The sequence below is a fragment of the Streptococcus sp. 2020WUSS089 genome, assembly GCF_044427405.1.
In the GTDB taxonomy this organism is placed as follows: domain Bacteria; phylum Bacillota; class Bacilli; order Lactobacillales; family Streptococcaceae; genus Streptococcus; species Streptococcus hashimotonensis.
The window spans coordinates 1-26,584 of the sequence record NZ_JAOTGD010000015.1; the positions used below are offsets into that span (position 1 = coordinate 1).

24 protein-coding genes and 1 riboswitch are annotated in these 26,584 nt (G+C 44.5%); of the genes, 4 read left to right on the forward strand and 20 right to left on the reverse strand.

The window, feature by feature from the left end; genetic code table 11:
- Nucleotides 1–278: 278 nt before the first annotated feature.
- A complete protein-coding gene (locus tag ODU46_RS09195) occupies nt 279–674 on the reverse strand; it encodes a single-stranded DNA-binding protein (RefSeq protein WP_114866125.1) in 396 nt (131 codons plus the stop codon).
- Between the two features lie 64 nt (nt 675–738).
- Between ODU46_RS09195 and ODU46_RS09200 the strand changes: the two genes are divergently transcribed.
- Nucleotides 739–1,518, forward strand: coding sequence for a DUF2785 domain-containing protein (locus tag ODU46_RS09200; RefSeq protein WP_336385451.1), 780 nt, complete (start codon nt 739–741; stop codon nt 1,516–1,518).
- A gap of 32 nt (nt 1,519–1,550) precedes the next feature.
- On the opposite strand, the gene ytpR is transcribed toward ODU46_RS09200, so the two are convergent.
- Genes ytpR through ODU46_RS09220 form a run of 4 tightly spaced genes read right to left on the reverse strand, consistent with a single transcriptional unit; the run spans nt 1,551 to nt 3,795 of the window.
- Nucleotides 1,551–2,174 (reverse strand): YtpR family tRNA-binding protein, encoded by a 624-nt coding sequence (ytpR, locus tag ODU46_RS09205; RefSeq protein WP_336385452.1) that lies wholly within the window; start codon nt 2,172–2,174, stop codon nt 1,551–1,553.
- 18 nt (nt 2,175–2,192) lie between these two features.
- On the reverse strand, nt 2,193–3,149 hold the full coding sequence (locus ODU46_RS09210) for a DUF1002 domain-containing protein (protein WP_336385453.1): 957 nt from the start codon (nt 3,147–3,149) through the stop codon (nt 2,193–2,195).
- Between the two features lie 44 nt (nt 3,150–3,193).
- Nucleotides 3,194–3,514, reverse strand: a complete 321-nt coding sequence (locus ODU46_RS09215) for a thioredoxin family protein (protein WP_024388908.1) — start codon at nt 3,512–3,514, stop codon at nt 3,194–3,196.
- Nucleotides 3,511–3,795, reverse strand: coding sequence for a DUF4651 domain-containing protein (locus ODU46_RS09220; protein WP_024383185.1), 285 nt, complete (start codon nt 3,793–3,795; stop codon nt 3,511–3,513). Before ODU46_RS09220 ends, ODU46_RS09215 begins: the two co-directional genes overlap by 4 nt.
- A 448-nt stretch (nt 3,796–4,243) precedes the next feature.
- Between ODU46_RS09220 and pepA the strand changes: the two genes are divergently transcribed.
- Nucleotides 4,244–5,305, forward strand: a complete 1,062-nt coding sequence (pepA, locus tag ODU46_RS09225; protein WP_114866119.1) for a glutamyl aminopeptidase — start codon at nt 4,244–4,246, stop codon at nt 5,303–5,305.
- 140 nt (nt 5,306–5,445) lie between these two features.
- Here pepA and ODU46_RS09230 read toward each other — a convergent pair whose 3' ends face one another.
- The 11 genes from ODU46_RS09230 to comGA form a co-directional block, all read right to left on the reverse strand.
- Complete coding sequence (locus tag ODU46_RS09230; protein WP_114866118.1) at nt 5,446–6,708, reverse strand: folylpolyglutamate synthase/dihydrofolate synthase family protein; 1,263 nt, start codon at nt 6,706–6,708, stop codon at nt 5,446–5,448.
- Nucleotides 6,709–6,763: 55 nt separating this feature from the next.
- Complete coding sequence (locus ODU46_RS09235; RefSeq protein WP_074391332.1) at nt 6,764–7,315, reverse strand: folate family ECF transporter S component; 552 nt, start codon at nt 7,313–7,315, stop codon at nt 6,764–6,766.
- 44 nt (nt 7,316–7,359) lie between these two features.
- Nucleotides 7,360–7,505, reverse strand: a riboswitch (THF riboswitch).
- A gap of 125 nt (nt 7,506–7,630) precedes the next feature.
- Complete coding sequence (locus ODU46_RS09240) at nt 7,631–8,818, reverse strand: acetate kinase (protein WP_398579537.1); 1,188 nt, start codon at nt 8,816–8,818, stop codon at nt 7,631–7,633.
- Nucleotides 8,819–8,867: 49 nt separating this feature from the next.
- Nucleotides 8,868–9,821, reverse strand: coding sequence for a class I SAM-dependent methyltransferase (locus ODU46_RS09245; RefSeq protein ID WP_024414316.1), 954 nt, complete (start codon nt 9,819–9,821; stop codon nt 8,868–8,870).
- Nucleotides 9,822–9,870: 49 nt separating this feature from the next.
- The gene (gene comGG / locus ODU46_RS09250; RefSeq protein WP_398579538.1) at nt 9,871–10,284 is read right to left on the reverse strand and encodes a competence type IV pilus minor pilin ComGG; all 414 of its coding nucleotides are present in this window, start codon (nt 10,282–10,284) and stop codon (nt 9,871–9,873) included.
- A complete protein-coding gene (gene comGF / locus ODU46_RS09255) occupies nt 10,262–10,696 on the reverse strand; it encodes a competence type IV pilus minor pilin ComGF (protein WP_398579539.1) in 435 nt (144 codons plus the stop codon). The genes comGG and comGF overlap by 23 nt, the downstream gene beginning before the upstream one ends.
- Nucleotides 10,683–10,976 (reverse strand): competence type IV pilus minor pilin ComGE, encoded by a 294-nt coding sequence (comGE, locus tag ODU46_RS09260; RefSeq protein WP_024401507.1) that lies wholly within the window; start codon nt 10,974–10,976, stop codon nt 10,683–10,685. The genes comGF and comGE overlap by 14 nt, the downstream gene beginning before the upstream one ends.
- On the reverse strand, nt 10,948–11,355 hold the full coding sequence (gene comGD / locus ODU46_RS09265) for a competence type IV pilus minor pilin ComGD (RefSeq protein ID WP_398579540.1): 408 nt from the start codon (nt 11,353–11,355) through the stop codon (nt 10,948–10,950). The genes comGE and comGD overlap by 29 nt, the downstream gene beginning before the upstream one ends.
- Nucleotides 11,336–11,617, reverse strand: coding sequence for a competence type IV pilus major pilin ComGC (gene comGC / locus ODU46_RS09270; protein WP_114866111.1), 282 nt, complete (start codon nt 11,615–11,617; stop codon nt 11,336–11,338). Before comGC ends, comGD begins: the two co-directional genes overlap by 20 nt.
- A gap of 1 nt (nt 11,618) precedes the next feature.
- The gene (gene comGB / locus ODU46_RS09275; protein WP_395327901.1) at nt 11,619–12,656 is read right to left on the reverse strand and encodes a competence type IV pilus assembly protein ComGB; all 1,038 of its coding nucleotides are present in this window, start codon (nt 12,654–12,656) and stop codon (nt 11,619–11,621) included.
- Nucleotides 12,568–13,518 carry a competence type IV pilus ATPase ComGA gene (comGA, locus tag ODU46_RS09280; RefSeq protein WP_395327898.1) on the reverse strand — a complete coding sequence of 317 codons (951 nt, stop codon included), beginning with the start codon at nt 13,516–13,518 and terminating at the stop codon, nt 12,568–12,570. Before comGA ends, comGB begins: the two co-directional genes overlap by 89 nt.
- An 85-nt stretch (nt 13,519–13,603) precedes the next feature.
- Here comGA and ODU46_RS09285 point away from each other — a divergent pair, with 85 nt between their 5' ends.
- Nucleotides 13,604–14,554: a S66 peptidase family protein gene (locus ODU46_RS09285; RefSeq protein ID WP_395327895.1), complete on the forward strand. Its 951-nt coding sequence runs from the start codon at nt 13,604–13,606 to the stop codon at nt 14,552–14,554.
- 27 nt (nt 14,555–14,581) lie between these two features.
- Here the strand turns inward: ODU46_RS09285 and ODU46_RS09290 are convergent, their stop codons facing one another.
- The 4 genes from ODU46_RS09290 to pbp1b all read right to left on the reverse strand — a co-directional run bounded on the left by ODU46_RS09290 (nt 14,582) and on the right by pbp1b (nt 25,171).
- Nucleotides 14,582–14,956: a DUF1033 family protein gene (locus ODU46_RS09290; RefSeq protein ID WP_024385120.1), complete on the reverse strand. Its 375-nt coding sequence runs from the start codon at nt 14,954–14,956 to the stop codon at nt 14,582–14,584.
- Between the two features lie 146 nt (nt 14,957–15,102).
- Nucleotides 15,103–18,750, reverse strand: coding sequence for a DNA-directed RNA polymerase subunit beta' (gene rpoC / locus ODU46_RS09295; RefSeq protein WP_024385119.1), 3,648 nt, complete (start codon nt 18,748–18,750; stop codon nt 15,103–15,105).
- 177 nt (nt 18,751–18,927) lie between these two features.
- On the reverse strand, nt 18,928–22,500 hold the full coding sequence (gene rpoB, locus ODU46_RS09300; RefSeq protein WP_024385118.1) for a DNA-directed RNA polymerase subunit beta: 3,573 nt from the start codon (nt 22,498–22,500) through the stop codon (nt 18,928–18,930).
- A gap of 247 nt (nt 22,501–22,747) precedes the next feature.
- A complete protein-coding gene (pbp1b, locus tag ODU46_RS09305; RefSeq protein ID WP_105153917.1) occupies nt 22,748–25,171 on the reverse strand; it encodes a penicillin-binding protein PBP1B in 2,424 nt (807 codons plus the stop codon).
- Between the two features lie 146 nt (nt 25,172–25,317).
- Between pbp1b and tyrS the strand changes: the two genes are divergently transcribed.
- The gene (gene tyrS, locus ODU46_RS09310) at nt 25,318–26,574 is read left to right on the forward strand and encodes a tyrosine--tRNA ligase (protein WP_398579541.1); all 1,257 of its coding nucleotides are present in this window, start codon (nt 25,318–25,320) and stop codon (nt 26,572–26,574) included.
- The last annotated feature ends 10 nt before the right edge of the window (nt 26,575–26,584 follow it).

Consider the following 26,584-nt stretch of genomic DNA (forward strand, 5'->3'; position numbering starts at 1 on the left):
ACTGTAACTGGTTTTAGCCATTTCTTTTTCCTCCTTTATCTAACCTGAACAATTAGATTATATCAGGAAAAAGAAATGGAAGCTCAAAGCCTTGTCAGCCACCAGCATAGCTGGTGGTTTTCTTGTTTTTCTCTACGAGAAAAACTGGCTCGAAGCCATAACAGCAAAAAACGCCAACTTTCGTCAGCGTTTTTAAGGAGATATGAAAAATATTTAGGATTGACTATAGTATAGCCTATTTCTCCACGCTCTCCATCGGTCTAAAGACTGATTTCATCTTAAAACGGCAATTCTTCCTCTTCCAAGACCAAATCAGCTAGGTCATCGCCAGTATTGTTTTCTCGCATAGCACGTTGGGCACGGCTTTCGAGCAGCTGGAAAGTATTGCCCAAAATTTCGGTCACATAGTGGTTGCTGCCGTCTTTTTCGTATTTACGGGTCCGCAATTCACCGTCAACAGAAATCAGACTGCCCTTGCTACCATAGGAAACAAGTGTTTCCGCCAGTTTGCCCCAGAAAATAACATTGAGAAAATCTGCTTCCCGTTCACCATTCTCCGTCTTGAAACGGCGGTTGACTGCGACGGTTACACGGGTCAGATTTTTGCCGTTAGGGGTTTGAGTGAGTTCAGGTTGGGCCGTCAAGCGACCGATTAGAATTGTTTTATTATACATATTATTTCCTCCTACTTATCTATTCGTAGGAAAAATGATAAAATGATGAAAAAGGAGAAAATTTATGAAAAAAATCCTTATCTCAAAGTTACAAGCTACCCAGGCTTATAGCGACCAGGAACTCAGCTGGTTGCTGGAAAACATCGGTCATCCAGACCCTGCTATACGCGATGAACTGGTCTATACTAGTTTTCGCCACATCTTTTTGGAGGGCTTGGTTACAAGGGAGCAAGCACAGTCGCTGTTACAATTTTCTCAAGACACTAATCCTCTTTCCCTAGAAAGCTCCACACTAAAGCGAAGTTTTTCTTGCTTACTCTACTGCCTTTTGCTGTCTGTCGATAATGACCAAGATTCTGGATACTCTGCATTTTTAAGCACTAAGGACCGCGAACTACTCTTCCAAGAGGCCTTGGATTATTTGACAATCGAAAATGACTGGTCTGGCTATGATGAAAAACTTGGCTGGATTCATACCGCTGCCCATGGAGCAGATTTTCTTCTGGCCGCAAGCTGTCATGAGCAATTTCCCGCTGAAAAAAGCAAAGAAGTCTGGCAGACTATTGTCACCTGTCTAACTAAACAAAGTAAAGTTTTCTCAGCTGGCGAGGAAATCCGCCTAGCACAGATTCCTGTCTACCTCCTACTGAATGAAAAAGTGGCAGGACAAGAGCTGACGGAATGGATTAGCAAGCTAGACTTTCCCAACCAAGAACCTCTGGACTACTTCCGGTGGCTTAATCTCCAGCATTTCCTATCCAGTCTCTACTTCCAACTCAATTCACATCAGGTTTTGACAGAAGAACTCCAACAAACTATTGAAGGAAAAATTGAAACAGCATAAAAGAATTGGCCATCTGACCAATTCTTCTTTTTCTATCCCTTCCAGTGTTTTACTGGATCAAAGGCTTCTCCGACCACTGCGGAGTCGTCCAATTCAATAATACCACGGACTTGTGGTGCGTTTGGCAGTGCCAATTCACGCGGGCTACACATCATACCAAAGCTATCTTCACCACGCAACTTCCCTGGGAAAATCAGGCTGCCGCTCGGCATCATTGCCCCCGGAAGAGCCACAATGGTTTTCAAGCCTTGGGCAGCATTTGGCGCACCAGCTACGATTTGCACTGTTTTGTCACCAACATTGACCTGACAGATGTTGAGGTGGTCGCTGTCTGGATGAGGAACTAGCTCCGTAATCTGACCGACTACGAACTTTGGAGCATTGTCGTTGACCAAGCTTTCAGTAAAACCTTCTTTTGCCAACTCTGCATTCAAGGTCGCAACTTGCTCGTCTGTTAGGAAAACTTGACCATTTCCAGCAATCTCAACCAAACTTGATGCTTCAAAAATATTCCAAGCCACTGTTTTTCCTGTTTCTTCTAGGAAAACACGCGCCACTTGACCCTTGCGTTCAAACTGGACAGCTTGTCCCTTGTCCTCAGCAACAATCACCATAAGAACATCGCCAACGTGTTCCTTATTATATGTAAACATCATTTCTTTTTCATTTCTCCTTTATGCAAATAGACCGGTCAAGCCTTTCCAAAGATTTTCAAAGAAGGCTCCGATTTTTTCTAAAATCCCTGAATCTTGTAAATTTTTATAGGCTTCTGAAATTTGTTGCTCTGCCTGTTGCTTGAACTGGTTGAGCTGGGCAGCAACCTCAGCCGAATCAATGGCAGAGGTTTCCTGATAAGCTTTGGCAAAGGTAACCAATTTTGAAACTTCATCCGCCGTGATGACAGTTTCCAAACCGTTATTGGCCAAGACATCGTTAATAATAGTATTGATGTCTGATTCGGAAGCTACCTGACCATTGGACTGTTTGTAGTCGGCAAGTGACGTCTTGATTTCCGCTACTGCCTTATCCAAGGCTGAACTATCAAAATTGGAGTCACCTGTATGGGCTGTTGCCACTTCGTTAACAGTCGTTAATTCTTGTTGAGCTACCTCTGTCCGAGCTGGGTCAACTGTTTCACCGTTGGCCGCAAGAGCCTTGTAAACACCTGTCAGAGCAGACTCCCCCGTTACCTGAATCGGTGCTGCCACATCAATCAAGACATCTGACGCACCAGCTGTGATAGCTGCATTGGCATATTGGGTCTTGGTAATCAAAGTGATGTTCTGTGGTGTCTTAATATCCACCACAACCCCTTTACCTGTATCCTGCTTTTGCACCAATACAGATGAGTAAAGAGAGGCTGTGTTCGCTCCAGATGTACCTAAATATTGGTCCATATCCGCGCCAACAACCACCTGACGACTGACATGATTAACATCCGAAATACCAAATAGATTGTTAACCTCTGTCGCTTGGGCATCTGACAAACCGCCACCGTAGACCAGTGTTGGCTTGCCCCATTTTTCATTGATAACATCCGTCTGAATTTCCGCTTGAGCCAGCGGTGCCAAACTTAAACTCAACCCTAGCACCACAGGCGCTAGAAGGATTTTTCCTAGTGTTTTCTTCATGTTCTTTCCTTTCTTTTGGGAAATGGCAGAGCTTCTCTGCTGATTTATCTACCCAGTCCAGATAAGAAGTTCATGATTTCTTCCTTGGTCTTGCGATTCTTATCGACAAAACGACCGATTTCCTTACCATTTTCCAAAACAACCAGACTTGGAATGCCTAAAATAGCCCATTCCTGCGCCAGAGGCATAAAGTCATCTCGATCCAGTTGCACAAAACGAAAATCTGGGAAAGCCTCTTCGATAGCTGGCACATGCGGTTTGATATAGTGGCAATCTCCACACCAAGTCGTCACAAATAGGAAAACAGTTGGCTTGCCATCTTCAATCAAGGCAGCTACTTCTTCAAGATTTGTCGGAAAAATCATCTTTCTTCCTCCCTGTATTGAATAGAACCTTGGGTATTTTCAAATAGAAATACCTGTCCTGCCTCCATCACAACCCCTCCGATAAGAGTTGTCTGCGTAGAAGCTGTTTCATCCACATAGACCGTGGCAATCTCTCCTAAATCAGCGAAAAAGTCACGTACCTCCTGCAAGGCCTGTGCTTTTTTACGGTCTTCTTGGATTTTACGGTAAAATTGAGCACTAGCGGTGAGCACACCTGCCCCCAATAAGCCTGCTAGCAAGGCTGTCTTTTTCTTTTTCATGTTGACTATTTTATCATATTTCCTCGGAATTTTCCCAAAAATGCCATTGGACTTGTGACAGCTGAGACAAACTCACACCACTTGACAAAAGACTAAAAAATAGATAGAATGGTCTTACAGTGATAAATGTTTGTCAACACTTGGCAATCAAAAAGCCCCCAACGTTCCCAGCGTTGAGGGTTTTATTTTGCCCCTGGGGCCTACTTGTCACGATTGTTGAGCCATCTTTCAAACAAAACTGTTAGAAAACTGACGAACAAAGGTACAAGAAAAACTGTGATAAATGCTTCCCACACTTAGCAATCACCTCCTCTCTATTTTGAGGGGCATTTCTATCCTAGCAAATTTCAAACATTCTTGTCAAGACTATCCATATTTTTCTATATTTTCAAGACAAGTCTAGCTCTTCGTGATAAAATAGTAGTAATCATGTCATGGAGGAAGAAGAATGACTCTTTTTGAAAAAATTAAAGAAGTTACAGAATTGCAAAGCTTACCGGGATTTGAAGGACAGGTTCGCAACCACATCCGCCAGAAAATCACACCGCATGTGGACCGCATTGAAACAGATGGATTAGGTGGAATTTTTGGCATCAAGGATACGGCTGTTGAAAACGCTCCTCGTATCCTAGTGGCTGCACATATGGATGAAGTCGGCTTTATGATTAGCCAAATCAAGCCAGACGGCACTTTCCGTGTTGTCGAGCTGGGAGGGTGGAATCCGCTAGTTGTATCCAGTCAAGCCTTCACACTTCAACTGCAGGACGGTCGGACCATTCCTGCCATTTCAGGTTCAGTGCCTCCCCATCTTTCTCGTGGGGCTAACGCTCCTGGCATGCCTGCCATCGCTGATATTATTTTCGATGCTGGTTTCACCAATTATGACGAAGCTTGGGCGTTCGGCGTTCGTCCGGGGGATGTCCTGGTTCCCAAAAACGAAACCATTCTAACAGCCAACGGAAAAAATGTTATTTCTAAGGCTTGGGACAACCGCTTCGGTGTCCTTATGGTGACGGAATTGCTAGAAAGCCTATCGGGTCAAACCTTACCAAATCAGTTGATTGCTGGGGCAAATGTGCAAGAAGAGGTTGGCCTACGTGGAGCTCATGCTTCTACAACTAAGTTCAATCCAGATATTTTCCTTGCTGTTGATTGCTCGCCTGCAGGCGATATTTATGGCGACCAAGGAAAAATTGGTGACGGAACGCTACTTCGTTTCTACGACCCAGGTCATATCATGTTAAAAAACATGAAAGACTTCCTCTTGACGACTGCTGAGGAGGCTGGGGTGAAATTCCAATACTACTGCGGTAAAGGTGGAACAGATGCTGGTGCAGCTCACTTGAAAAATCAAGGTGTTCCATCAACAACTATCGGTGTCTGCGCTCGCTACATCCACTCCCATCAAACCCTCTACAGCATGGATGACTTCTTAGAGGCCCAAGCCTTCTTGCAAGCCATCGTTAAAAAGCTAGACCGCTCAACGGTTGATTTGATTAAAAACTATTAAAATAAAAGACTTTGCTAGGTAGAATGCCCGGCAAAGCCTTTTTTCTATATAGTCGAATGAATTAGCTTTCAGACAAGGAACTGAGGTGCAGACAGTACTAGAGTACGGCAAACCGAAAGTGACGATGTATCAAAGCTAATTCAAATGACTATAAACTCTTCTAAAATGTACTTCCTCACATAGGTAATGAAATAAAGCGAGCCTGTAATCAGGTAAAGTTTTTTGGGATTATCCAAGTCCGCCTGCTCCAACCACTCCTGATAGGTCTGAACTCGTTCATAGCCTGACGGATAATCTTCTAACTGTACCGCTCTGAAATCATCAAAGGTTGTCACGCTAACAGATCCAAATTGGCTAAGCTGGGTCAACATCTGGTCCACAGGCTTGGTATTGATAGCTGCAAAGAGGATTTCAATATCTCTGTCCGCATATTTTTCCTCTAGGAGCTGGGTCAGGACGGCGATGCTTTCATTATTGTGGGCTCCGTCAATCATGAGTCTTGGTTGTATCAATTCTAAGCGACCCGGCCAGATGGCTTGGGACAAGCCCCGGCTGATGGTTTCATTGGTAATCTTTGGAAAATCAGGGCTGAGAAGCTGAGCTGTGGTCACTGCCAAGGCTGCGTTGACCTCTTGGTGACGCCCCTGCATCTGTAGCCTCAAATCCTCAACACGGCCGAAGGGGCTTGAAACCGCAAAGCCTGCTCTGCTATTTTCCAAAAGAATCTCCCGCCCCACCGAATAGGTCGGACTCTGAAGCTGATGGGCGTACTCCTCAAATACTGCCTCCACTTCTGGCTGGTCGGTCGCATAGAGGAGGGGAACCCGCTCACGTAAGACAGCAACCTTGTGACGGGCTATGGCAGCATGAGTCTCTCCCAAAAAAACCTGATGGTCCAAGCCGATAGAAGGACAAACTACCGCTAGAGGATTAAGGACATTGGTCGCATCCTGCAAACCGCCCATGCCCGCTTCCACCAAGAGAATGTCGGGACGCTGGTAGTGAGCAAAGTAGATAAACATAGCCACTACTACAATCTCAAACTCCGAGATGGCATCCAGTTCAGCTGTCTGGTCCAAGTCCTCAATCAAGGGCTGCAAGTCTGTCACAATCCTCGCAAAATCTTCCTCCGAAATCATCTCCTGCTCAAAGACAATCTGCTCTCGAAAATCAATGATGGACGGCGATGTAAAGCGACCGACGGTGTACCCCGAAGACCGTAAGATAGACTGTAAGGCATTGAGGGTCGAACCCTTTCCATTTGTTCCAACAAAGTGAATAGTCGGCACTTGAAGCTGGGGATTGTCCAAGCGTTCCAAGAGCCAGTTGACACGCGCAACGCCATTTTCTAAATCTGATGCAGGGCGATTCGATAGCCACTGACGAGTTTCTTGATAATCCATGATTCCCTCTCTACAAAAGCAGCAACAGGGGGATGACCTGTTGCTCGATACTGTTTTATTTAATACCCATTAACTTGGCCAATTCAGGTATTTTTTGTAAACTTGGCAAGACAAGCATGGTCACGACAATGCGTAACGGAATTTCAAAAATAGCCTTAATCAAACGACTGCTATACAAGGCAATCCAAGGTGTTCCAAAATGGAAATGGAGGGCGATAGGCGTCATGATAAAGGAAATCACAACCTGAATCAAGACAACTACACCAGCCACATAGAGCCAATCAGCTTTGTTTTTAATATTCAGCGGCTTCTGATAAAAGAACCAGCCGTAGATAAAAGCCGATACCGCCTCAATCAAAATCCAAGTGAAGAGGACAGTTTGCCCGCTAAACAAGACAAAGACTGGGTCTGAAATAGCCGCAAAGACAGCTGCCCAAACTGGACCAGCAATAGCTCCCAAAATAGTATTGGGAATGAAGGTAAACTGGACCTGCAAGGTTTCTGAAATCCGAATGGAGAAATAGTTCTCCACAACCATAACCAAGGCAAGGGTCATCGCAATAGCAGTCAACAACTGCACCGTTAGTTTTGGAATCTTCTTTTCCATAAAAAATGCTCCTTTTTCAAAAAATGGAGCTGTCGTGTGTATTCGACAGCGGATGCAATGGTTTACCGCGCTACTCTCAGCCAGACCCCGATGTTCCTACTCTAGGAGACATCAGATACAAGCAAAGATTAGCTTCGTTATGTGGCAACATCCCATCCACATACACTTGACGCAAACCATCTACTCTGTGCAAATTTCTTTGCCAGTCTATTGTATCACACACTATATATTTTGACCACTTGCTAAAAACTATACCTTTCTAAAGGTATAAACTATAAGAGAAACTGGCAGTCTCCGACTACCAGTTAGTTTTTCTTATTTCAAACGTTCAACTTCACGCGCAATAACCAATTCTTCATCCGTTGGAATAACCAAGACACGAACTTTTGATTCTGGCGTTGAAATATCACCATAGTTACCAAATACATTTTTTGCAGGATCCAACTCAATACCAAACCAAGACAAGCCTGCTATTACATCATTGCGCATGAGCGGTGCATTCTCACCCATACCTGCAGTGAAGACAATGGCATCTGCACCATTCAGAACCGCAAAGTATTGACCAATGAATTTCTTGATACGGTCGATAAAAATGTTATAAGCCAAAACAGCATCTGGGTTCTTAGCTTCCAAACCTGATTCAATGTCACGCATATCGCTTGAATAACCCGATACGCCAAGCAAACCTGATTGTTTATTCAGCATGTTAACAACATCCGCAGCATCCTTCAACTCATCAACATTTGCAATCAAGTAAGGAATAATCGCTGGATCAATATCTCCCGAACGAGTTCCCATCATTGGACCAGCTAGAGGAGTGAAGCCCATAGAAGTGTCAACTGATTGACCGTGGTAGTTGGCAGTAATAGATACACCATTTCCGATGTGAGCCGTAATCAATTTTAATTCCTCAAGCGGACGTCCCAATACTTTTGCTGCCTCATGCGCTACATAATAGTGGCTAGTTCCGTGAGCTCCATACTTACGAACCTTGTGGTCGGTATAGTACTTTTGTGGAATCGGATAAAGATAGGCATGCTTTGGCATCGTAGTGTGAAAGGCTGTATCAAAAACAGCTACATTCAAAACTTCTGGTAGTACTTCCTCAAATGCACGCATTGCTGCTACGTGAGCAGGGTTATGAAGCGGTGCCAAAGCACTTAGTTCTTCAATTTGCTCAACCTCTTTTGGTCCAATAACAGCTGATTCTTTGAAAATCTCTCCACCTGCAACAACACGGTGTCCGATACCAGTAATTTCCCCGTAAGCAGCGATGATGTTGTGTTTAAGCAAGTCTTCTAGGAGAATCTTAACCGCAACCGTATGATTAGGAATATCTAAAACTTCACTTTCTTTCTTTCCATCATACTTAACTGTTGAGATGGAATCATTCAAACCGATGCGCTCAATAATCCCTGCTGCTAGTACTGTTTCTTCTGGCATTTGATAAAGTTGCCATTTTAGACTTGAACTACCTGCATTAATTGCAATTGTTTTTGACATATCTTACCTCTTTTAAAGCGTTTTCCTAACTAGTATAACAGATTTTCACTTAAATTGCATTCTCTTGCTTCCAATTTTTGAAATTGAGCATGAACTTCTGAATAGCTTCTGGTTCTTGAAGACTTTGTAAGGGATAAACAAACGGTGCCAACGGTCTTGCAGCTTTCTTTTGCAAGACAAAAATAGACTTGGCCATAGCAGCCTTCCCAAAGAGATTTGGTGGCAGGGCAATCATGGCAACAATATTGGCTTGCTCCTGTAACCAGCCTTTCAGCAAATCGCTTTGCGGACTAGTCAACAAATCATTTGGAGCCAAGAGAATAGCGAATCCATCCTTTTCCAGATATTTGAGGGACTGTTCCATGAGTAAATGATGGGCGTAGGTATGTTCATTTGGACTGGCAACCTGATAACGGCTGGCAATCTGGTCATCTGGATAGTAGCCAATAGGCAAATCTCCCAAAATTACTTGACTTTCCTTCAAAATCTGCGGACGTACCGCATCTCCCTGAGCAAAAGAAATATCTGCCTGCATGACATCCGCAATACTTGCCGACAAATCAATCAAGAGGTCGTCCACTTCAATCCCCAAGTAATCTAATTCTTTCTGGCTGGCGTTGAGAATAGTTTGCGCCAAGTTCCCAGTCCCCGAACCAATTTCCAGAACCGTCACCTTGGAAGTAGATACTAGTTGGTCCACTAGAAAAGATAGGATAAATCCGATAGAGTCTGGTGTGAACTGGTGATTATACTGCATGGGTTCAGTCTGATTGGCCTTGATGAGCAGGAATTGGAAGGCACGACGCCATTCTTCCTTGGTTAAATCTAGTTGTTTCAAGGTCTTGTTATTATTGACAACAAGATCTGTCTCATGCTGACCAGCTACGTAAGCAGCATTTTGCTCAATCATGGCATCATAGATATTGGTGCCTAGCTGGTTTTGGATAGTCTGTACGTTTTCTAATAGCAGGTCGTAAGCCTGTTCGATCTTTTCAAAATTCATACTCTTATCTTATCAAAAATTCACCAACTTTGCACCAAAAAGGGAGCGACTAGCCACTCCCCTCGGGTACTATTTTAACCGGAAATTGATAGGTATACAGACCATCACTTGTTAACTCAACTGCAACCATTAGTTGGTCACCTTTAAGTTGATAACGAGCCTGTCCCTCTTGAAAAGAGACCCTTCCTCTATCCTCCTTCTGCTTAGAACCTGTGGTTAAATTTTCTTCCTTTTCATTCACCGCCGCTCCCATAACTATTTTTTCTACTTGCAAGTCCTCTTCGACTTGGTCCAAGACCATCTGAGCCATGATGTAGGCCGTCGTTTCTTGCCTAGCCACCTGAACCAAGCGACTCTCAGCCTCTTGGCGGTGGAGATAAAACTGAAGCAAAAGACTAAAAACCGCCAGCATCAAAAGGGCATAGAGCAGAATGCCAGCCTTAACTTTTTTCTTTAAAAGCATAGATAAAGGTCCGCTCCTCTCCATTTTTAAAGCTAAAGTTGATGCGCACCAGCTGGTTTTCTTGGGAAATAGCTGCGCTGTCCACCTGATAGAGCATGGGCTGGTATCCCTGTCCCCTGTCATTTGTTTTCCGAAAATCATCCGACCGTGACTTGCCAAAGGCCAAAGCCTGACCTCCCTTATCAACATAGACCTTGCCATTTTCAACCTTGACCAAGTCAGCCTGGTCCCACTCCGACCGCAATTGACTAGAGAAGACCAACCATTCCTTTTGAACGGTCTGACCTTGATAATGCGCTTCTTGGACCAGCAGTTTTGACAAGCCTTCAAAAACCAGAAGACTACCTGAAAGGATGACTAAGGCTACCAAACATTCCAAGAGAGTAAAAGCAGGAATTTTACTTTTTAACAACCGATAAAACCTCCTTTCCCTCGTGGAAAACAATGATCTTATCCGCTGTTCGTTGAACCTGAACTGTAACACCGTTTAAGGCTAGGTTATCTTGCTCGGTCTGAACAGCCATCTGTGCTAGATTGAGAACCTCCTGTTGTTCCAATTCCCAAGCCTGTCGCCTACGACCTGCATCCACAGCTGACAAAATCAAGCTGCAAATAGTCACTAGAGTCGCAAGGGCAACCAGACTTTCTAGCAAAATATAAGCCTTATTCTTCTGTTTTCTTATAGCGACCACTCCCTATATATAATTGATACGCGACTGTCTTTCGACTAAGCCGAAAACGAATCTTGGTCAGAGAAGAATTTCCACCATTTTCTTCAAATGTGATGGTCTTCCCTTCCAATACTTCTACATTTCTGGGTACCTCTACAGCCTGATAACCATTGGTCACTTCCTGTCCGCCAATAGCAAGGTTCACTGTTTGGTGGGAACTAGCTGCCAGTTTCTGACTGTCTTTATAGATGCCCTCAAATTCCCAGAGAAAAATCTCTTCCTGAACAGACCGAAAAGCCGTTTGCACCGTTCCCGACAGGCTGATTGCCAGAAAGCTGATGACAAATAAGGTTAGCAGGCTTTCAAACAGGGTAAAAGCCTTATTTTTTCGCCTCAGCATACTGCTCCGCTTGTTTTTGAGTAATATAGCCTGCTGCCTGCAAATCTGCCACCGTTGCTTCCTTATCATATTCCAATTCATAGAGCTCCATCTGACTCTCTACTACTTTGACAACAGCCGCATCCCCCTTCTTCTGAATAGCATCCTTCTGCTGGCTCAAATTTGGCACAAAGAGGAGCAAGAGCAGGCTAATGATCCCCAAAACGACTAACATTTCCACCAGAGTGAACCCTTTTACCTTCACTTCAATTAACTTTTTCATTTTATAACTCCATATTTTGATAAATCGGCAGCAACATGGCTGCGTAGATGAGAACGACCATTAAGGCCACAAAGAGAAAGACCAGCGGTTGAATCAGCTGCATGGCTCTATTGACCCGAGAGAAAAAAACCTCCCAACACTCGGCTGCATAGACTGTCAACTCGCTCCCCAACTTGGACTTGACCTGACCATACTCGACGATCAAACTCAGCTCTCGCTTAAAAAAGGCATAGGTCTTAATGTGTTCGTGAAAACTCTGACCATTGAAAAGCGACTGCTCCAGGTCCTGTCCAATCTCTCGAAAGAGCTGCGATTGCTGCTCCTGCATCAAACCCACAATCTGCGGCAGGTCCAAGCCTTGCCCAATCAAACTCCCCCACTCCCTGGCGTAATAGGCCGTCAGATAGGTTTGGATGAGTTTTCCGAAAAATGGCAGAGCTGCTAAGCAGGAAAAGACCCTGATTTTGTTGGTTTTGCGAAACCAAACAAGACCAGCCAAGACCGCCACCAAACTAAGTCCACAGAGGGATAAAAAGATGGTCGGCAAATGGTTAATTAGCATAGTCGCTGCATTGCCTTCCTCCAACTGGGGCAGAAGGTAATTTTTCAAACCCAGCATAATCAAGAGCAGAAAACCTAGTAAGATAATCGGATAGGTCGCCACCTCAATCAGTTTTTTACGAACCTTGCTGACATTTTCCAAATAGGACTGGATATGGCTCAAACTGAGGCTGGTATTGCCATGAACTTCTGCCAGTGCCACCTGCGTGACCACCGCATCTGAAAACCGCAAATCTGCCAGCAAACTTGAAAAGGGTTTGCCTGCTAACAGCCCATCTGACAAGACCTGGGTATAGGGATCTGCCAGAAGCTGACTGCGTTTGAGGAAATCAACAATCTCCCCTAGATGAAAACCGCTGGCAAAAAGATTATTGAAAAGCTCAATGACCTTACGCTGGCGAACCAAGGGCAATTTTTTCTGTTTCTGCCTGCCGAAGACTGATATGTCCTGCTGCAAAAAGGCGATCAATTTGCGCATTCCACCGGCCTGCGGAATGGTTTTGGTAATTTCCCTTTGCAAAATCTACTACACCTCCTCCCCCAATCAAACGTTGATAGGCAATCCCTTGAAGGGCGTTATTTAACTCCTCAGGACTGACACCTAGTTCTAACATACGGGTATAGACACCTGAAATAGACCTTGCATGAACTGTTGAGAAAACGGTAGCTCCCGTCAGGCTGGCTCGAATGACTGCTCGAGCGGTTTCTGCATCCCGAATCTCACCAATGATGAGCAAGTCTGGTCGATGGCGGAGGGACAGTTTGATCAGATTGTCGTAGGTGGCTCCGATGGCTTCATTGAGCTGGAGTTGCAGCATGTCCTCCTGTTTGATTTCGACAGGATCCTCGATGGTCAAAATCTGCTTGTCTGGGAATTTCAGCCTGGCAAGATGGTACATAAGTGTGGTCTTACCAGAGCCGACTGGACCCGAAAAAAGGTAGAGCCCTCGTCCCTTGATTTCTTCTGCAAGTCGCTCAGCTGCCTCAAACCAGAACTTGAGTTCCTTGTCATTGTCATAGAGCAGGCGGATAACCAGACTTTCCTTGCCACGATAATCACCGACAGTTGATAAGCGAAGTGAAATCTCTCCGCTACCATAATCATAGTCACAGGACCCCTGCTGGCTACGGCGTTTTTCACCAACATTTAAACCTGCTAAAAACTTGAAATGGCTGATAATGGCTGTTACTTCCTCCTCAGCCAAGTCTTGCACAAACTCTCGCTCGTCCATGATACGATGGTAGACTTGATAGCCCTGACCACGAGGAACCAGATAGATGTCACTGACCCTATCTGCCACCGCCTCTTCAATCATCTTTCTTGCTTTTTCTTGAATCATACAACCTCCTCACCCTATCAATTCGTAAGGAAACTTGATTTTCCATACTTTTTTGTTAAAATAATAAAAAAGCTTGGAGGTTCCTATGAAAAAATTAAAAAAAGGCGACCACATACGCGTAGTTAGCCCCTCTTCATCTATTGAAAGAATTGGTGGTTTTGAAGCCAATCTTGCCGCCAAGGAAAAATTGGAAGAACTGGGCTTCAAACTCTCTTTCTCAGAACATTATTTTGAAAACGATATTTTTGATTCGGCTCCGATTGCCAGTCGTGTTGCGGACTTGGAAGTAGCCTTTGCGGATGAGTCGGTCGATGCCATTCTGACAACCATTGGCGGTGTCAACTGCAACGAACTGCTGCCTTATCTGGATTTTGACCTAATTGCCCGCCATCCGAAAATTTTCTGCGGTTATTCAGATACGACCGCCCTGCTCAATGCCATTTACGCCAAGACAGGCATGCAAACCTACATGGGTCCAGCTTATTCAAGCTTCAAAATGGATTTGGGGCAACAGTATCAAACAGAAGCCTGGCTCAAGGCCGTGACACAAGATTCCTATGACCTGATTCCGAGTCCTGAATGGTCTAGCGACGCCTGGTACCTACCAGACGCCCCTCGCACCTTTTACCCAACAGAATGGAAAGTATATAATCCAGGCCAGGCCTCTGGTATTGCCATCGGCGGAAACATCTCAACCCTCAATCTTCTGACTGGGACAGAGTTTGCTCCCAGACCAGACAACTATATTCTATTTTTAGAAGAGGCGGAAGACGACGATTATCTGATTATCGCTCGCCACCTGACTGCACTTTTACAAGCCTATCCGAATCCCCAAGCCGTCCTTATTGGTCGTTTTCCTAAAGAAACCAAGATGACCGAGGAGATTTTGCTGGCGATTTTGGACAAGCACCCTATTCTCAAAAAAGTTCCTGTTCTCTACGATTTGGACTTTGCCCATACCCAGCCTCTGTTTACCATTACCATCGGTGGTCAAGTTGAGCTCGACACCGAAGCCTTTTCTATCAGATTCAGCTAAAAAGGATTGCTCACTAGGGCAATCCTTTTATGAATCATAGTTGACACATTTTCCTTGTCTTAGCTTGCAAGGGCGAACTCGCGGTTGTTGCACCGGTTTAGTAGCAAACCCTGCAGGTAAATTTTCTCTCGCTTCTACCAACATCAGCGAATGATACCTCTGCAAATATTCATCGCATTCCTCACACCAATGCTGGTCTGATTCATCCCAAAAAGCCACCATCGTTCCATTCTTACTTTTCTTCATTGGAAAATCCTCTGATAGCCGTACCCACTCTTTTTGAAAGGCATTCAGTGCATCCTCATAGCGATCAAAAGCAGCCCTACTGGTAACATCCTCTTCCCAACCATCTAAGAACCACCAGGGTTCAAAATCTCCATACATTTTAATAACTTGATACATAATATTACTTCCTTTTTCGTACACATTATATCGAAATTGTATGATTTAAGAAAACATTCTGCTTGTTAATTCCTTATCAAGTCATATATATTTTATTTCCGAATATCAAAAAGCACATCCCTCAAAGAGAGATGTGCCATCTTAATTTACTCAGTTACTGCAGCAAGTTCTGCTTCTGCTGCAAGTTCTTCAGCTACTGTGTCTTCAATGATTTCAACTTCATTGATGGCTTGTGGTTCAAGATTACGGTAGCGGGCCATACCTGTACCTGCTGGGATAATCTTACCGATAATAACGTTCTCTTTCAGACCGAGAAGGTTATCACGTTTACCACGAATGGCTGCATCTGTAAGAACGCGAGTTGTTTCTTGGAAGGATGCGGCAGACAAGAATGAGTTGGTTTCAAGGGACGCTTTTGTGATACCCATAAGAACTGGACGAGCTGTTGCCGGAATACCACCAGCGATAACCACTTCCGCATTGGCATCTGTAAAGTCGGTAATATCCATGAGGGTACCCATGAGAAGATCTGTATCTCCTGGATCCATGACACGAACTTTACGAAGCATTTGGCGAACCATTACCTCGATGTGCTTGTCGCCGATTTCTACACCCTGGCTACGGTAAACTTTTTGAACTTCAGAAAGAAGATAAGTTTCAACCGCCAAGACATCACGGACTTCAAGCAAGCGTTTTGGTTGGATAGAACCTTCGGTAAGGGCTGCTCCACGCGCAACTTGGTCACCAACTTCAACCTTCATACGGGCTGTAAATGGAACCACATATTCGCCTTCGCCAGTTTTACCTTTAACAAAGACTTTCTTGGTACGAGTAGAAGCATCTTCTTCAATAGCGATAACTTCACCTTTAACCTCAGTGATAACCGCTTCCCCTTTCGGATTGCGGGCTTCAAAGATCTCTTGGACACGAGGAAGACCCTGCGTAATATCGCTGTTTGAGGCTACACCACCCGTGTGGAAGGTACGCATTGTAAGCTGTGTACCAGGCTCACCGATAGATTGGGCAGCGATTGTACCAACTGCTTCACCCACTTCAACCGCATCACCTGTTGCCAAGTTGATACCGTAACAATGACGGCAGACACCGTGACGAGTGTTACATGTAAATACGCTACGGATGGTTACTTGTTCAACACCTGCATTGACAATTTCACGGGCAATATCTTCCGTAATCAATTGGTTTGGACCAATGATAACGGCACCCGTTTCAGGATGTTTAACAGTTTTCTTAGTGTAACGACCTTGCAAACGCTCTTCAAGTGGCTCGATCATTTCCTTGCCATCTGTGATTGAACGGATGTCAAGGCCACGGTCTGTTCCACAGTCATCTTCACGGATAATAACGTCTTGGGCAACGTCAACCAAACGACGAGTCAAGTAACCTGAGTCGGCTGTCTTCAAGGCCGTATCCGTCATACCCTTACGGGCACCGTGAGTTGAGAAGAACATTTCCAAAACAGAAAGACCTTCACGGAAGTTAGACAAGATAGGCAATTCCATGATACGTCCGTTCGGAGCTGACATCAGACCACGCATACCGGCCAACTGGGAGAAGTTGGAAATGTTACCACGGGCACCAGAGTCCATCATCATAACGATTGGGTTCTTCGGATCTTGTTTTTCAACCAGACGTTTTTCCAATTTTTCCTTAGCTGAACGCCATTCATCTGTAACAGCTGCATAACGCTCATCGTCAGTAATCATACCACGGCGGAATTGTTTCTTGATTTGTTCTACACGTTCGTGAGATTCTTCAATGATTTCAGCCTTGTTGTCGATGACTGGGATATCGGCAATACCCACTGTCAAACCAGCGAGTGTTGAGTGATAGTAACCCAAGTCTTTCAAACGGTCAAGCAGGGCTGATGTTTCAGTTGTACGGAAACGCTTGAAGATTTCAGCGATGATATTACCAAGATTTTTCTTCTTGAATGGTTGGTTGATTGGCAATTCTGCAATAGCAGCCTTGATATCTGATCCTGGTTCCAAGAAGTATTTATCTGGAGTTCCTTCTGTCAAGTTAGCATTGTTTGGCTCTTGCAAGTATGGAAGACCTTCTGGCATAATCGCGTTGAACAAGATTTTTCCGACAGTTGTCATCATGACCTTGTGTTTTTGGTTGTCTTTCCAAGGTTTATCAAGGCTATCTGTTGCAATACCAACACGGGTATGCAAGTGAACATAGCCGTTGCGGTAAGCCATAACAGCCTCATCCGCATCCTTGAAGACCATACCTTCACCTTCACGACCAGCATCTTCCATGGTCAAGTAGTAGTTACCCAAAACCATATCCTGAGATGGTGTTACGACTGGTTTACCATCTTTAGGGTTAAGGATGTGTTCTGCCGCAAGCATAAGGATACGTGCTTCTGCTTGTGCTTCTTCTGACAATGGAACGTGAATCGCCATCTGGTCACCGTCAAAGTCGGCGTTGTAGGCTTCACAGACAAGCGGGTGCAAACGAAGGGCTTTACCGTCGATCAGGACTGGCTCGAAAGCCTGGATACCCAAACGGTGAAGGGTAGGTGCGCGGTTCAAAAGAACTGGGTGTTCCTTGATCACTTCTTCCAAAATATCCCAGATACGATCATCTCCACGTTCAATCAAACGTTTTGCCGCTTTTACGTTACCAGCAATATCGCGGGCAACGATTTCGCGCATAACAAACGGTTTGAAGAGCTCGATTGCCATTTCACGTGGCACACCACATTGGTACATTTTAAGAGTTGGACCAACGGCGATAACGGAACGTCCTGAGAAGTCAACACGCTTACCAAGCAAGTTTTGACGGAAACGTCCTTGCTTACCTTTAAGCATGTGGCTGAGTGATTTAAGCGGACGGCTACCTGGTCCTGTGATTGGACGACCACGGCGACCGTTGTCAATCAAAGCATCCACAGCTTCTTGGAGCATACGTTTTTCATTTTGTACGATAATTCCTGGAGCATTAAGTTCCAAAAGACGTGCCAAACGGTTGTTACGGTTGATAACACGGCGGTAGAGTTCGTTCAAGTCTGATGCGGCAAAACGACCACCATCCAACTGAACCATCGGACGCAAATCTGGTGGAATAACCGGAAGGATGTTGAGAATCATCCACTCAGGCTTGTTACCAGATTTGTAGAAGGCATCGAGTACATCCAAGCGACGAACTGCTTTAATGCGTTTTTGACCAGAAGCTGTTTTCAATTCTTCTTTCAAAGCTGCGATTTCTTTTGGAAGATCGACTTGTTTCAAGAGGTCTTGAATGGCTTCTGCACCCATTTTAGCAACGAATGAACCATAACCATATTCACGCAAACGCTCACGGTACTCGCGCTCAGTCATGATTGACTTGTGCTCAAGCGGTGTATCTTTCGGATCGATCACCACGTAAGCTGCGAAGTAGATAACTTCTTCCAAGGCACGTGGGCTCATATCCAAGGTCAAGCCCATACGACTTGGAATCCCTTTGAAATACCAAATGTGTGAAATCGGTGCTTTCAACTCAATGTGTCCCATACGTTCACGACGTACTTTTGCACGAGTCACTTCAACACCACAGCGGTCACAAGTAATCCCTTTATAACGGATACGCTTGTATTTACCACATGAACACTCCCAGTCTTTTGTTGGACCAAAGATGACTTCATCAAAGAGTCCATCACGTTCTGGTTTAAGTGTCCGATAGTTGATTGTTTCAGGTTTTTTAACCTCACCGTAAGACCATGAACGAACCTTACTTGGTGAAGCTAACGTGATTTGCATACTTTTAAATCGATTTACGTCAACCACTAATAATCCCTTTCTTTTCTTGTGAGAGGCTGGATTCCCAGACCTCAAATTCTTGAACAATAATCAGCAGAATGGATAGCTGGTAAGCTATTCCTCTATAAATCAGACGGTGGAAGACCGTTGGTCCTTATCTCTTTCAGTTCTGAGGTTTGGACCAACTTGTTCCATCCATTCTCATTATTCTTTGCCTTCTGCTTCTTCTGCTGCAAAGGCTGCGGCTGCATCAGCTGCGGCTTTTGCACGTGCTTTTTCAAGATCATCTACGTGGATGATGTCATCATCTTCACCTTCATCAAGGTCACGCAATTCTACTTCATTGTTGTCTTCATCAAGGACACGCATATCCAAACCAAGTGATTGCAATTCTTTGACAAGAACGCGGAATGATTCTGGAACACCTGGTTTTGGAATTGGTTTACCTTTGGTGATGGCTTCATAGGCTTTAAGACGGCCTGTCACATCATCTGACTTGTAAGTCAAAATTTCTTGAAGGACGTTTGAAGCACCGTAGGCTTCAAGGGCCCAAACCTCCATCTCACCGAAACGCTGACCACCAAACTGAGCCTTACCTCCGAGTGGCTGTTGGGTAACGAGTGAGTATGGTCCGACTGAGCGGGCGTGAAGTTTATCATCAACCATGTGGTGAAGCTTGATCATGTACATGACACCGACAGATACACGGTTGTCAAATGGCTCACCTGTACGTCCATCGTAAAGAATGGTTTTGGCATCTGAATCCATACCTGCTTCTTTAACAGTTGACCAGAGGTCTTCTGAACTTGCACCATCGAAAACTGGTGTTGCGATATGAATACCCAAGTTGCGAGCCGCCATACCCAAGTGAAGTTCCATAACCTGACCGATGTTCATACGTGATGGCACCCCGAGTGGGTTCAACATGATGTCAACTGGTGTTCCGTCTGGAAGATATGGCATATCCTCAACAGGTACAATACGTGAAACGACACCCTTGTTACCGTGACGACCGGCCATCTTATCTCCGACCTTGATCTTACGTTTTTGAGCGATGTAAACACGAACCAACATGTTAACACCTGATTGCAATTCATCACCGTTGGCACGAGTAAAGATTTTCACATCACGAACGACACCATCGGCACCGTGAGGTACACGAAGAGATGTATCACGTACTTCACGTGACTTGTCACCGAAGATAGCGTGCAAGAGGCGCTCTTCAGCAGAAAGATCTTTTTCACCTTTTGGTGTGACTTTACCAACAAGAATGTCGCCCTCTTTAACTTCCGCACCGATACGGATAATACCCATTTCATCCAAGTTGCGAAGAGCATCTTCACCAACGTTTGGAATTTCGCGAGTGATTTCTTCAGGGCCTAACTTGGTATCGCGTGTTTCTGATTCGTATTCTTCCAAGTGAACAGATGTATAGACATCGTCTTTCACAAGGCGTTCAGACATGATAACCGCATCCTCGAAGTTGTAACCTTCCCAAGTCATGTAGGCAACGATAGGGTTTTGACCAAGAGCCATTTCCCCATTCTCCATAGAAGGTCCATCTGCGATGAAGTCGCCTTTTTCTACGACGTCGCCCAATTTTACAAGGGTACGTTGGTTGTAGGCAGTACCAGAGTTTGAACGACGGAATTTAGAAATGTGGTAGACATCAAGCGAGCCATCTTCACGACGCACTTCTACCTTGTCCGCATCTGCGTAAACAACCTTACCATCGTGTTGAGCGATGATTGCCGCACCTGAGTCATGGGCAGCCTGGTATTCCATACCAGTACCAACGTAAGGTGCTTTTGGATCAATCAATGGAACAGCCTGACGTTGCATGTTGGCACCCATGAGGGCACGGTTGGAGTCATCGTTTTCCAAGAAAGGAATACATGCTGTCGCAACGGCAACTACCTGCTTAGGAGAAACATCCATGAAATCTGCTGAATCTGCTGGGAACTCTTGGTTGTTACCTTGGTGACGTCCCATAACAATCTTATCAACGAAACGGTTGTTTTCATCAAGTGGTGAAGTTGATTGTGCTACGATGTAGGCATCTTCTTCGTCCGCTGTCAACCAAACGATTTCGTTCGTTACTGTACCAGTTGCACGGTCAATCTTGCGGTATGGTGTTTGGATGAAACCATACTTGTTGAGGTGACCATAAGATGACAAGTTGTTGATCAAACCGATGTTAGGTCCCTCAGGCGTTTCAATCGGACACATACGACCATAGTGAGTGTAGTGAACGTCTCGAACCTCATAACCAGCACGGTCACGAGTCAAACCACCAGGTCCCAAGGCTGACAAACGGCGTTTGTGAGACAACTCAGAAAGTGGGTTGTGTTGGTCCATGAACTGTGACAACTGAGATGAACCAAAGAATTCTTTGATTGCGGCTGTAACAGGACGGATATTGATGATTTGTTGTGGCGTCAATACTTCATTGTCTTGAACAGACATACGCTCACGCAAGTTACGTTCCATACGAGTCAAACCGATACGTACTTGGTTAGCAAGCAATTCACCAACGGCACGAATACGACGGTTACCCAAGTGGTCAATATCATCTACACGACCAAGACCCTCAGCCAAGTTGAGGAAGTAGCTCATTTCAGCCAAGATGTCCGCAGGTGTTACTGTACGTACGTTTTCTGCTGGATTCGCATTACCAATCACCGTCACAACACGTTCTGGATCCTTAGGAGCTACAATCTTGAATTTCTGCAAAAGAACTGGCTCAAGAAGAACAGCGTTGTCATTTGGAATATATTCTACCAAGTTGAGTTCATCGAATTGTGCTTCTACTTTTTCAAGCACATCACGACTCAATACAGTACCAGCTTCCAAGACGATTTCGCCTGTCTCACCGTTAATCACATGCTCAGCAAGTGTTTGGTTGAGCAAACGAGTACGGAGGTTGAGTTTTTTATTAATCTTGTAACGACCAACAGGTGCCAAGTCGTAACGACGTGGGTCAAAGAAACGAGCTGTTAAAAGGCTACGAGAGCTTTCAGCTGTCTTTGGTTCGCCTGGACGAAGGCGCTCATAGATTTCCTTAAGTGCTTCATCTGTACGAGAATCTGCTGGGTTTTTATGAATATCTTTTTCGATGGTATTGCGAACCAATTCGCTATCACCGAAGATGTCAAAGATTTCATCATCGCCTGAGAAGCCAAGCGCACGAACAAGCGTTGTGAATGGAATCTTACGCGTACGGTCAATACGAGTGTAGGCAATGTCTTTTGAGTCTGTTTCCAATTCCAACCAAGCTCCACGGTTAGGGATAACCGTTGAACCATAACCTACTTTACCATTCTTATCTACTTTATCATTGAAATAGACACCTGGTGAACGCACCAACTGAGAAACGATGATACGCTCTGCACCGTTGATGATGAAGGTACCCATTTCAGTCATGATTGGAAACTCACCGAAGAAGACTTCTTGCGTCTTGATCTCGCCAGTTTCTTTATTCACCAGACGGAAAGTTACATAGATTGGAGCTGAGTAGTTCGCATCATGCGCACGCGCCTCTTCCAATGTATATTTAGGTTCTTTCAATTCATAACCAACGAATTCCAATTCCATGGTATCCGTAAAGTTTGAAACTGGAAGTACATCTTCAAAGACTTCTTTCAAACCATAATCTAAAAAGTCTTGGAAAGAGTCCGTTTGGATTTCAATCAAATTTGGTAAATCAAGAACTTCCTTGATTCTTGAAAAACTACGACGGGTACGGTGCTTACCGTACTGAACTTCATGTCCTGCCAAGTTAATTCTCCTCTATTTTTCTATTGATTTTTCTGCAAAATCAAACACATTTGCCTTTTGTTAGAATTTTTAGAATCTTTAAGAATAGGTAACAATTCTCAAAAAATTCCTCATAGACACAAAAAGAGCAGCTAAATCTTCCTTTGAAAAAGTTTGATTTAACTGCTGCAAGCCTTGTCTGGACAATATTTCAAACAAGACACACGACAAATAATTTACACTATTATAGCACAAGTACTAGGAAAAATCAAGGTGAATCATTATTCGCTTGCTCACTAGTTGCTGTTTGCGTTTCTGATGATTGGTTCGTGTTATTAGCTGAAGAACTCGTGCTAGTCCGAGTCGAACTGCTTCGTTGGGTTGAGCTACTTGATGTTGGTGTTTGCGAGCCGATAATTGTATTCCAAGCCTGTGCTCGGTCACTATCTGTCCCCCCAACCATGAAGTTATAGCTCGTTACTGGTGCACCATTTTTAGCCCAATAACTAGTTGTCATCGCACCGCCAACTGTTACTTGGCGCCCATTTACCTGTGTCGTCCCTGCACGTTGACCTGTAGAAGCAACGACGCTAGAAGCAATAACACTACTGTCTAACTCAAATTTTCCTGCGAACATATCCGCATTAACATTGTAAAGAGCATCAACCATATGGGCCACATATTGTGAATTATTGTGGTAGCCAGTCCAGACATACATTTCTGAGTTATCATCATTCCCAGCCCAGGTACCTAAAGTTACTCTAGGGGTCGATAGCATGAGCCACACGTCATTGACTTCATTACTTGTTCCCGTCTTACCGACGAAATCAGACGATGCTGCCTGTGGGTTTAAACCACTCAATCGACTCTTGAACGTCGTAGTATACCCAGAGTTGACAACCTGTCTCAAAAGCTGGTTCATAATACTTGCAGTTGCTTTAGAATAGACCTGAACCGGAGCAGCTTCATGCTGATACACTACTGTTCCATCAGAGGCAGTAATGCTTTCAACAATGTAATGTTTGTTATAAACGCCACCATTTGCCAAAGTTTGATAGGCATTGGTATTTGTCAATACTGAAATTTCAACACCACCGCCCAACGGTACACTTTCAATATCATACATAGGAATATGATAATTCATTTTATCCATGTACGCCTTGGCATCTACACCTGCATTTCTCATCATCTTATAGGTCCAAAAAGCAGGAATGTTAACAGAACGGTCAATAGCCGTCTGTAAGTTCATCATGCCAGTACCACGTCCTGAACCATACATAATCGGTTGTCCACTTGAAAAGTTCGTTGGATAATCTGAAAGGATGCTGGCAGAACCTATCAAACCTTGATCAATCGCAATACCGTAAGCTAACAGAGGCTTGATGGTTGACGCTGGCGAACGAAGCGTATCAAAGGCATGGTTATTCTGGTTGGTTGCATAATCGCGACCACCCACAAATCCTAAAATGGCTCCTGTGGCATTATCAATTAACACACTACCTGTCTCGACATATTCGTTTCCATCATCCAAAACAGATCCATAGTTTGCCACAACAGACTGCATCGCCGCATAGATTCCTTGATCAACGGTACTCTTAATCGTATAGCCGCCCTGACTCAATTCTTGCTTAGCCAATTCTTCATAGGAAGCCTTAGTTTCATCATTTTTCAAGTCATTTTCAGAAACCTTATCGCGTTTTACCAGATAATCAAACATAACCTCTTGCGCTTCTTCCATGACCTCGTAGTAGAGATAATCTTTCGTATCCGCCATTACAGGAGCTGGAGCAATAAAATCTTGTTTAATATCGTAAGCTTTGTAGGTTTCGTATTCTTCCTTGGTCAAGAATGACGCCCGATACATATTAAAGAGAACATCTTGATAGCGTTCAATACCGTAAACCATATCTTCATCTGATTTACGTGTTCCATCTGATGCATAGGGAGAATAAACAATCGGACTTTGCGGTAAGCCTGCAATAAAAGCAGCCTGCGGAACAGTCAAGTCTTTCGCTGGTTTACCAAAAATTCCCTGAGCCGCAGCTTCTACCCCTGCAATATTTCGTCCCTGATTATTTCGACCAAATGGAGAAACATTTAGGTAAATGGTCAAAATCTCTTCCTTGGTCATATTCCGCTCTAATGCCAAAGCCGAAACAATCTCATTAGCCTTACGCGTAAAGGTTGGAGCATCTCCGACAAGTTGCTGTTTTATCAATTGCTGCGTCAAGGTTGAACCACCGCTAGATGAACCTAGACCAACCGATCCCAGTGCCGCACGCAAAACAGCCTTAGGCACAACCCCATTGTGGGTTTCAAATGTTTCATCCTCTGTCGCAATTACAGCCTGTTTTAGATAATTCGAGACCTCTTCCGAAGTAATAGGTACACGAAGCAGATCTGAATTCACTTCCGACACCAAGCTACCATCCGAATAGGTAACGGTGGAAATCCGACTAACTTCTGAAACCTTCGCTACCAGTTCCTCTGTTTTGGGAATCTTAACGTCATCAAAAAGACTAACCACGAAACCAATTCCTATACCCGCACCAAAAAGACCGAATAGGAACACCAAGACAGCTACTGAATTGAATAATAATTTCAGCGTCCGAAGGAAAACTCCTACTACATCCCCTAAGCCTAGGGCACTGATTTTCTTTTTAAAACCTTGCTTATCTGATTTAGTCGCCATATTAACTCCTTATCGTTCCATTATACCAAATTTTGTTTATTTTCCGCAATTTCGTGGTATAATAGGAGAGAATTTTTTAATGGTGAGATGCGGTTTTAGCTTGTAAAAAACTCAAAAACCAAAGCATCTTGTTGAAGGAGAAACGCATGAACATTTTTGAAGAACTAAAAGAACGTGGCTTGGTCTTTCAAACGACTGATGAAGAAGCCCTAGTAAAAGCATTAACAGAAGGGCAAGTATCCTATTATTCTGGCTACGACCCAACTGCCGACAGCCTGCATTTGGGGCATTTGGTACCAATCCTCGTCTGCCGTCACTTGCAATTAGCAGGGCACAAGCCTTACGCCCTAGTTGGCGGTGCAACTGGTTTGATTGGCGACCCTTCCTTCAAGGATGCGGAGCGCAGCTTGCAAACCAAAGATACCGTGGACGGTTGGGTGACAAAAATCCAAGGTCAACTCTCTCGCTTCTTGGATTTTGAAAATGGTGACAACAAGGCCGAAATGGTCAACAACTACGACTGGTTCTCAGACATCAGCTTTATCGACTTCCTTCGTGATGTTGGTAAATACTACACAGTCAACTACATGATGAGCAAGGACTCTGTGAAAAAACGGATTGAAACAGGGATTTCCTACACCGAGTTTGCTTACCAAATCATGCAGGGTTATGACTTCTACGAGCTCAATGACAAACACAACGTGACCCTGCAAATCGGTGGTTCTGACCAGTGGGGCAACATGACTGCGGGTACCGAGTTGCTTCGCCGCAAGGCTGACAAGTCTGGTCACGTGATGACTGTTCCCCTCATCACTGACTCAACAGGTAAGAAGTTCGGTAAGTCTGAAGGCAACGCCGTTTGGTTGGATGCCGACAAGACTTCACCGTATGAAATGTACCAATTCTGGCTCAATGTCATGGATGATGATGCCGTTCGTTTCTTGAAGATCTTTACTTTCTTGTCATTAGATGAGATTGCTGAAATCGAGAAACAATTTGACGCTGCCCGTCATGAACGCCTGGCTCAGAAGATTTTGGCTAAGGAAGTCGTGACATTGGTCCACGGTGAAGAAGCCTACAACCAAGCCCTTAACATCACCGAGCAATTGTTCGCTGGTAACATCAAAAACCTATCCGCAAAAGAACTCAAACAGGGCCTCAGCAACGTTCCAAACTACGCTGTACAGGCTGAAGACAACCTTAACATCGTTGAACTCCTAGTCACCTCTGGTATTGTCAACTCAAAACGCCAAGCTCGTGAGGATGTGCAAAATGGTGCCATTTATGTCAACGGTGAGCGTGTGCAGGACTTGGACTATACCCTTTCTGACAGCGACAAGATTGACGGCGAGTTGACCGTTATCCGTCGTGGTAAGAAAAAATATTCAGTTTTGACTTATTAGTGTTTTTCAA